The sequence below is a fragment of the Streptomyces sp. NPDC048484 genome (assembly GCF_040651415.1).
Classification (GTDB): domain Bacteria; phylum Actinomycetota; class Actinomycetes; order Streptomycetales; family Streptomycetaceae; genus Streptomyces.
Genome location: NZ_JBEZJY010000045.1, coordinates 61,203 through 68,989 on the forward strand (window position 1 = coordinate 61,203; position 7,787 = coordinate 68,989).

A 7,787-nucleotide genomic window follows, 5' to 3' on the forward strand; every position below is an offset into this window, starting at 1 on the left:
TCCGTAGGAGCTCATGCCCCGCGACGACATCAACTGGACGCCGCCACCCGTCGAGGCAGGACAGCCCCGGCAGGTGCGCCGCATCCTCACACTCTTCCGTCCCTACCGCGGGCGGCTGGCCGTCGTCGGCCTGCTCGTCGGCGCCGCGTCCCTGGTCTCGGTCGCCACGCCCTTCCTGCTCAAGGAGATCCTGGACACCGCGATCCCGCAGGGCCGTACCGGCCTGCTGAGCCTGCTCGCGCTGGGCATGATCCTCAGTGCCGTCCTCGGCGGTGTCCTCGGTGTCCTGCAGACCCTGATCTCCACGACGGTCGGCCAGCGCGTCATGCACGACCTGCGCACCGCCGTCTACGACCGGCTGCAGCGCATGTCGCTCGCCTTCTTCACCAGGACGCGTACCGGCGAGGTCCAGTCGCGCATCGCCAACGACATCGGGGGGATGCAGGCGACGGTCACCTCGACCGCCACCTCGCTCGTCTCCAACCTCACCAGCGTCGTCGCCACGGTCGTCGCGATGGTCGCCCTCGACTGGCGGCTGACCGTCGTCTCGCTGCTTCTTCTTCCGGTGTTCGTCTGGATCAGCCGCCGCGTCGGCAACGAACGCAAGAAGATCACCACCCAGCGTCAGAAGCAGATGGCGGTCATGGCCGCCACGGTCACCGAGTCGCTCTCCGTGAGCGGCATCGTGCTCGGCCGCACGATGGGCCGCTCCGACTCGCTCACCCGCTCCTTCGCCGAGGAGTCCGAGAGCCTCGTCGACCTGGAGGTCCGGTCGAACATGGCGGGGCGCTGGCGGATGGCCGTCATCGGCATCGTCATGTCCGCCATGCCGGCCGTCATCTACTGGGCCGCGGGCATGGCCCTCCAGTTCGGCGGGCCCTCGGTCTCCATCGGTACCCTGGTCGCCTTCGTCTCGCTCCAGCAGGGCCTGTTCCGGCCGGCCGTCAGCCTGCTCTCCACCGGCGTCCAGATCCAGGCCTCGCTCGCCCTGTTCCAGCGCATCTTCGAGTACCTCGACCTGCCCATCGACATCACCGAGCCCGAGCATCCGGTCCACCTCGACCGGGTCAAGGGTGAAGTGCGCTTCGAGGGCGTCGAGTTCCGCTACGACGACAAGAGCGGTCCGATTCTCGACGGTATCGACATCACGGTGCCGGCCGGCAGCAGCCTTGCCGTCGTCGGTCAGACGGGTGCCGGAAAATCCACGCTCAGCCATCTGGTGCCACGCCTGTACGACGTCACGGGCGGCCGCGTCACCCTCGACGGGGTGGATGTGCGTGACCTGGACTTCGACACTCTCGCGCGAGGAATCGGCGTCGTCTCCCAGGAGACCTATCTCTTCCACGCCACGGTGGCCGCCAACCTGCGCTTCGCCAAGCCGGACGCCACCGACGAGGAACTGCACGCCGCCGCGAAGGCCGCGCAGATCCACGATCACATCGCGTCCCTGCCTGACGGGTACGACACGGTGGTGGGGGAGCGGGGTCACCGGTTCTCCGGCGGTGAGAAGCAGCGCCTGGCCATCGCCCGCACGATCCTCCGGGACCCGCCGGTCCTGATCCTCGACGAGGCGACCAGCGCCCTGGACACCCGCACCGAGCGCGCCGTCCAGGAGGCCATCGACGCTCTGTCGGCCAATCGGACCACACTCACCATCGCGCACCGGCTGTCCACCATTAGGGGCGCCGACCAGATCGTGGTTCTCGACCGTGGGCGCACGGCCGAACGAGGCACGCACGAGGAGCTGTTGGCACGAGAGGGGCGTTATGCCGCCCTGGTCCGCAGGGACGCCCAACTGGAGCCAACAACATGAAGATATGTCGAGTTTATGACGATATGCGGGTTACCGTACTCGTATGCAGAACTACACTCCGCCCACTCCGCCACCGAGAACCATCCGACTGACACGCCGGGGCAGGACCGTCCTCATCGTGACCGGCGCCGTCGTGGCGGCCATCGCCGTCGCGGTGCCGCTGCTGAGCACGGACGCCAAGATGCAACCCCAGGCCCTGGTGATCCCGGAGGGCTGGCGCTCCGGCCAGGTGTACGAGGCCATGGACAAGGTCCTCGAGCTGCCCGCGGGCAGCAGCAGGAAATCCCTGGAGAAGGCACACCTCAACCTGCCGAACGACGCGAGCGGCAATCCCGAGGGGTATCTCTTCCCGGCGGCCTATCCCATCGACAAGAAGTCGACGCCCACCTCCCTGCTCTCACAGATGGTCGAGACGGCGAACAACAAGTTCGGTGGCGGGACGGTCACGGCCGGGGCCGAGCGCAACGCGATGAACGCGTATCAGACACTCACCGTCGCGAGCATCGTCCAGGCGGAGGCGGCCACCAAGGCGGACATGGGCAAGCTGGCCCGGGTGATCTACAACCGGCTCGACCGGGGCATGCCGTTGCAGATGGCCTCCACCATCAACTACGCGCTGAACCGTGGCAGGCTCCGCCCCAGCCGGAACGACACGCAGCTCGAGAGCCCGTACAACACGTACGCGCGGATGGGGCTGCCGCCGACGCCGATCGCGAACCCCGGTCAGGAGGCCATGCGTGCCGCGGTCGCGCCGGCCCAGGGCGACTGGCTGTACTTCGTCACCGTCAAGCGGGGCGACACGCGCTTCACGGCCGACTACGAGGCGCACAAGAGGCACGTCGCCGAGTTCGAGCGCGCCGGTAAGAATGCCTCGGCGTCGTAGGGGGCGTCGCAGGGCCGAGCCGAGCCACGACCGCGGCGTGGTACGTGCTCACGGAGCCGACCGCTCCCCTCCGGGGGCGCGGGGAAGCGGTCAACGCGCCGCTCCGTCGCGAAGGCGCGACCTGTCTGCCTGGCGGCCTGTCCTCGTATCTGCCTGGCGGCCTGCCTCGTATCCCATCCGTCAGCCACCGGCCTCCACCGTGACCGGCGCGACCCGTGGGGCGTCCGCCAGCAGTCGGCTGATGTCCCGTACCGCCGGCCTCCCGGCGCGGTTGGCGCCGATGGTGCTGGCCGAGGGCCCGTATCCCACCAGGTGGATCCGCGGATCGGCGACCGCCCGGGTCCCCTCGACCCGGATGCCCCCGCCGGGCTCGCGCAGCCGCAGCGGGGCCAGATGGTCGATCGCCGCGCGGAAACCGGTCGCCCAGAGGATGACGTCCGCGGCCACACGGCGCCCGTCGTCCCACTCCACGCCGTCCGGAGAGATCCGGTCGAACATCGGCAGCCGGTCCAGGACTCCGTCCGCGATGCCCTGCCGGATCGCGTCGCTGAGCGGCAGCCCCGTCACCGACACGACACTCTTCGGCGGCAGCCCCTGACGGACCCTCTCCTCCACGAGGGCGACCGCCTCTCGGCCGAAGTCCTCGGTGAACGGCCCCTCCCGGAAGACCGGCGGCCGCCGTGTCACCCAGGTGGTCTCGGCCGCGTACGGCGCGATCTCCAGCAGATGCTGCGTACCGGACGCGCCCCCGCCCACCACGACGACGTGCCGGCCTGCGAAATCCTGTGGGCCCGGATACTGCGCGGTGTGAAGCTGCCGTCCCCGGAAGGTCTCCTGACCGGGATAGCGCGGCCAGAACGGCCGGTCCCAGGTGCCCGTCGCGTTGATCAGCGCCCGCGTGGACCACGTACCGTCCGAGGTCTCGACGAGCAGTCGGCCCGCGTCGCCCTCCCGTACGGCCCGTACGTCGACCGGCCTCCGTACCCGCAGGTCGAAGGCGCGTTCATAGGCGTCGAAGTACTCGGCGACGACCTCGGAGGACGGCCGCTCCGGATCCGCGTCCGTCAGCTCCATGCCCGGCAGCGCGTGCATGCCGTGCACCTTGCCGTACGTGAGGGACGGCCACCGGAACTGCCAGGCGCCGCCCGGTCGCGGCGCGTGGTCCAGAACCACGAAGTCCCGCTCCGGCTCGAAGCCGGTACGCCGCAGGTGATAGGCGCTGGACAGCCCGGCCTGGCCGGCGCCGATGACGACGACATCGACTTCCCGCACCTGTTCCAGTACCTGTCCCAGTACCTGCTTCCGTACCTGTCCCAGTACTTGCTCCCGTACCTGTGCTCCGGTGTTGTTCACGCTTCTACCAACTCCGCCGGAGACGCGGATCTTCCCGGCGGCGGGCCTCCTCCACGTCCTGCGTGACCAGGAGTGCGGCGCAACCACGGCATCCGAGGGATGGAAACGGCGGGTGGGCGCGGAGCCGTCGTGGGTGTGGAATTCGATGTGTGGGCGAGGATTGGTTCATGTCCGATGCCTTCACCACCCGTGTCCTGAACATCACCTCCGGATCCAGGGAGGCGGTCGTCGACCTCACCAGTGAGTGCGAGGCCTTCCTTCGGGAATCGGCGGGCGGCCGCGACGGCCTGCTCAACGTCTTCGTGCCCCACGCGACGGCCGGCGTGGCCGTCCTGGAGACGGGGGCGGGCAGCGACGAGGACCTGCTTGCCGCCCTCCACACCCTCTTGCCCGCCGACGACCGCTGGCAGCACCGCCACGGGAGCCCCGGCCACGGCCGCGACCACGTCCTTCCGGCGCTCGTGCCTCCGCACGCCACGCTGCCGGTGATCCAGGGGCGACTGGAGCTGGGGACGTGGCAGTCGGTGTGTCTGGTCGACACAAACCGGGATAATGCTGACAGGCGGGTTCGGTTGTCGTTCCTTGCCTGAGGGCGAGGACGGCTGGACATGGCACATCCTGGCGGATCCGGACGGCAACGAGTTCTGCGTTGTGGCCCCGCCCGACGCCTGTCGGACGGGGCCAGAACACGGCCGGACCGTACCGCGGCCCGCGCCAACTCGTGGTTACCGCGTTGCGGTGGCCAGCGCGGCACGGATGGCGTTCTCGTCGACCGACTGGCCCTTCTCGTTCGAGGGCGGCCCGTATGGGGTCCCCCACGTCGGCGTGCCCGTCGCCTGTCGCCAGCTATCGGCCAGCGGTCCCGCGTCCACCACGCTGTACCCGATGGATTCGATGAATTCGGTCACCGCCGCCTTCGCCGGCGCGGAGTCCCCGGCGATCGGCAGGTAGGAGCGGTCGGCCGCCCCCGCCGGGCGGGCGAGTGACAGCAGGTGCTTGAAGAAGATGTTGTTGAACGCTTTCACGACCATGGCGTCCGGGATGTACCGCAGCAGCAGTTCGCTGGAGGTGAGCGACCTGCTGTCGAGTTCGGGGATGTGCCCGTCACGCTCGGGGCCGTAGTTGCACGTGTCGATGACCGTCTTCCCGGCCAGTGGCGCGGCGGGCAAGTTCGGGAACGCCTTGACCGGCACCGTGACCACGACGACGTCACCGGCCGCCGCGGCCTCCCCGCTCGTCGCCGCGGACGCCCGCGGCCCCAGTTCCGCGGCCGTGTCCGCGAGCGTTTCGGGACCGCGCGAGTTGCTGAGCACGACCTGGTGCCCGGCCTCGATGGCGAGCCGCGCGATGGTACTGCCGATGTATCCGCTTCCGATGAATCCCACAGTCGTCATATTCTCAGCGTCCCTCCGGAAGAGCCGAACCCGTGTCATGTGCCGGACTCGTTGCGATTCGGGTCCCTGCCGTCAGCCGGCGGAGAAGTAATGGCCGTTGTCCAAATCGGCGAGCAGGCCGGGCTGAGCGGGTTCCCAGCCGAGGGTCCGACGAGTGATGAGGTTGGACGCCGGGTAGCTCTGCGTGACTATGTTCGCGAGGAACCCAAAGTATCCCGGCACCATCAGTACGTCCGAGGGAACGCTCACGACGGGCAGGCCCAGACGGACGCCAATGGCCTCGGCGATCTCGCGGAGCGGGAGGGCCCCGTCCCCGACCGCGTGCCAGTATTTGCCGGCCGGCCCCTTCTCCAGCGCCAAGCGGAACAAGGAGGCGACGTCGCGGATGTGTACGGCGTTCCACAGGTTCGCGCCGTCTCCGGGATAGCCGACGAAGCCCTTCTCCTTCGCGAGCGCGATCAGTACGGGAAGGAAGCCGGCACGATCGGTCGTGCTGTGCGCGATGTTGGCAATCCGTACGACCGAAGACCGTACTCCCCGCTCAGCGAGGCCGACTACGGCGGTTTCCACGACGTTACGAACCCGCAGGGTGCCCTTGTACTCATCGCCGCCGGGAAGGGCCGGGTCGTCCTCGGTGGCCGGCCGGCCCAGATGCTGCCCGGGCGAGCCAATGCTCCCCGCCGCGACCAGCGGCTTTCCGGTTCCCGCCAGTGCCTCGCCGTACGCGAGCATGACCGGGAGCTCCGCGGCGGCCACGGCGTCGAGCCCGCCGGACGGAAGCAGGTCTTGCCTGTGCGCGACGTGGATGACGCCGTCGGAGTCCGCGGCCGCCTCCTTGAGCCCGTCGAGATCCTGGAGGTCGCCGCGGCGCACCTTCGCGCCGAGCGCGGACACCGCCGCCGCGGCCGTGTCCGACCGGGCCAGGCCGGTGACCTCATGTCCGGCGGCGATGAGCTCGGGGATGATGTACGAACCGGAATGGCCGGTCCCGCCAGTGACGAAAACGCGCATTCTGCTGCTCCTTGTGGGTGTAGGTGGAGGGGTTGTTCTTCTCGTGCCGTAGATCAACCGGAGTGATGTGGCGCGAGAAGTTGTGGTGCGGATGCACTCAGCTGAGAAGGGTGATGCCGAGGGAGAAGTTGGCGTGCTTGACGGAATGGGTGATGAGGCCCAGCTCCAGCAGGCCGACGTTCTCCAGTGCCCGCGCCATTGGCAGTTCCCCGGTGTCCATCGGGCGTAGCCCCAGGCTCTCGATGAACGCTGACACGCGTGCCTTCGCCTGCGCGTCGTCGCCGGCGATGAACACGTCCAACGGGCGACCCTCGGCCGGGCCGGCCGCCAGGACATGGGAGAACAGGGTGTTGAACGCCTTGACGACATGCGCGCCGGCGGGGGCGGCCTTGGCGATCTCCTGCGCGCCGGAACTGTCGTCGGGGGTGACAAAGCCCTTGAGATCGGGGGTGACGGGGTTGGTGACGTCGATGATGACCTTGCCCTGTAGTGCGTCCCCGTACTCGCTCACCACCGCCGCCGCGCCGGCGTACGGCACGGCGAGGATGACGATGTCCCCGGCCGGGGTGGCGCCGGCCGTCCCGACAGTGGCGCCATTGAGCGCGCCGGCCAATTCCTTGGCCTTTGCCGGGTCACGGCCGATGATCTCGACGGCGTTGCCGCCGGCGAGCGCCCGGTCGGCCAGGGCGCCGGCCATGTTCCCCAGGCCGATAATGCTGATGCCGCTCATTGGTGTGCCTGCTTTCTGGAGCTGAATAGGACGCCATGCCCACCCCGTCGTCGCTAACGGTTGTGCCGTCGACGCCGTCGACGCCGTCGAATGACGCTATGGACGGCGCTCAATTCCTGATGTACTCATTCTGGGCCTGGGTCCTGCTATCAATTTCCGATGTCGAATTTTTATGTCGGACTCTTGTACCGGATTCTTGTGCCGAATTCGCTTCGGCCCCCATTGGGTACCTATTCAGGTTGTCATTGGCCTGAATGGGTGTCCAATACCTCTTTAAGCAGTGGTGATACCCTGGAGGCATCACGGTCCGCTGCTCGCCTCCGCGCACGCGGTCCGCCGCCGGGTGTCCATGGCCGCCCTCGGCAGCCGGCGGCTGACGGTCGGTTTCCGGGCCGGCATCCCGGTCATCCCGGCGGCGCGGGCGTTCGAGGCCCGGCACCCGGACGTGGTCGTGGACGTGCAGCGGATCGAAGGCGACGACCAGGCCCCGATGCTGCTCGACGGCCGTATCGACGTCGGCTATGTGCGGCTGCCCATCGACGGGGCCGGCCTGCGCGTCACCCCGCTGTACAGCGAGCCGCGGGTGGCGGTGCTGCCCGCCGG

8 protein-coding genes are annotated in these 7,787 nt (G+C 68.9%); 4 read left to right on the forward strand and 4 right to left on the reverse strand.

The window, feature by feature from the left end; translation table 11 throughout:
• The first annotated feature begins 13 nt into the window (after nt 1-13).
• Both AB0D14_RS35210 and mltG read left to right on the forward strand, forming a co-directional pair.
• Nucleotides 14-1,813 (forward strand): ABC transporter ATP-binding protein, encoded by a 1,800-nt coding sequence (locus AB0D14_RS35210; protein ID WP_362787173.1) that lies wholly within the window; start codon nt 14-16, stop codon nt 1,811-1,813.
• Between the two features lie 43 nt (nt 1,814-1,856).
• Nucleotides 1,857-2,696, forward strand: coding sequence for an endolytic transglycosylase MltG (gene mltG / locus AB0D14_RS35215; RefSeq protein WP_362787174.1), 840 nt, complete (start codon nt 1,857-1,859; stop codon nt 2,694-2,696).
• Between the two features lie 180 nt (nt 2,697-2,876).
• Here the strand turns inward: mltG and AB0D14_RS35220 are convergent, their stop codons facing one another.
• Nucleotides 2,877-3,977 carry an NAD(P)-binding domain-containing protein gene (locus AB0D14_RS35220; RefSeq protein ID WP_362787183.1) on the reverse strand — a complete coding sequence of 367 codons (1,101 nt, stop codon included), beginning with the start codon at nt 3,975-3,977 and terminating at the stop codon, nt 2,877-2,879.
• A 239-nt stretch (nt 3,978-4,216) separates the two neighbouring features.
• Here AB0D14_RS35220 and AB0D14_RS35225 point away from each other — a divergent pair, with 239 nt between their 5' ends.
• Nucleotides 4,217-4,639, forward strand: coding sequence for a secondary thiamine-phosphate synthase enzyme YjbQ (locus AB0D14_RS35225; RefSeq protein ID WP_362787175.1), 423 nt, complete (start codon nt 4,217-4,219; stop codon nt 4,637-4,639).
• A gap of 135 nt (nt 4,640-4,774) precedes the next feature.
• Here the strand turns inward: AB0D14_RS35225 and AB0D14_RS35230 are convergent, their stop codons facing one another.
• The 3 genes from AB0D14_RS35230 to AB0D14_RS35240 all read right to left on the reverse strand — a co-directional run bounded on the left by AB0D14_RS35230 (nt 4,775) and on the right by AB0D14_RS35240 (nt 7,184).
• Nucleotides 4,775-5,434, reverse strand: coding sequence for an NAD(P)-binding domain-containing protein (locus AB0D14_RS35230; RefSeq protein WP_362787184.1), 660 nt, complete (start codon nt 5,432-5,434; stop codon nt 4,775-4,777).
• A gap of 81 nt (nt 5,435-5,515) precedes the next feature.
• Nucleotides 5,516-6,454 carry an SDR family oxidoreductase gene (locus AB0D14_RS35235; RefSeq protein WP_362787176.1) on the reverse strand — a complete coding sequence of 313 codons (939 nt, stop codon included), beginning with the start codon at nt 6,452-6,454 and terminating at the stop codon, nt 5,516-5,518.
• 97 nt (nt 6,455-6,551) lie between these two features.
• Entirely contained in the window at nt 6,552-7,184 is a 633-nt protein-coding gene (locus tag AB0D14_RS35240) for an NAD(P)-binding domain-containing protein (protein WP_362787177.1), read from the reverse strand.
• A gap of 280 nt (nt 7,185-7,464) precedes the next feature.
• Between AB0D14_RS35240 and AB0D14_RS35245 the strand changes: the two genes are divergently transcribed.
• Nucleotides 7,465-7,787 (forward strand): LysR substrate-binding domain-containing protein (locus AB0D14_RS35245; RefSeq protein WP_362787178.1); only part of this gene is annotated, 323 nt, incomplete at its 3' end.

Bases quoted from the DNA above. Each gene is read 5' to 3' on its own strand.
- AB0D14_RS35210 (WP_362787173.1), top strand. From the start codon at position 14: ATGCCCCGCGACGACATCAACTGGACGCCGCCACCCGTCGAGGCAGGA.
- mltG (WP_362787174.1), top strand. From the start codon at position 1,857: ATGCAGAACTACACTCCGCCCACTCCGCCACCGAGAACCATCCGACTG.
- AB0D14_RS35225 (WP_362787175.1), top strand. From the start codon at position 4,217: ATGTCCGATGCCTTCACCACCCGTGTCCTGAACATCACCTCCGGATCC.
- AB0D14_RS35235 (WP_362787176.1), bottom strand. From the start codon at position 6,454: ATGCGCGTTTTCGTCACTGGCGGGACCGGCCATTCCGGTTCGTACATC.
- AB0D14_RS35240 (WP_362787177.1), bottom strand. From the start codon at position 7,184: ATGAGCGGCATCAGCATTATCGGCCTGGGGAACATGGCCGGCGCCCTG.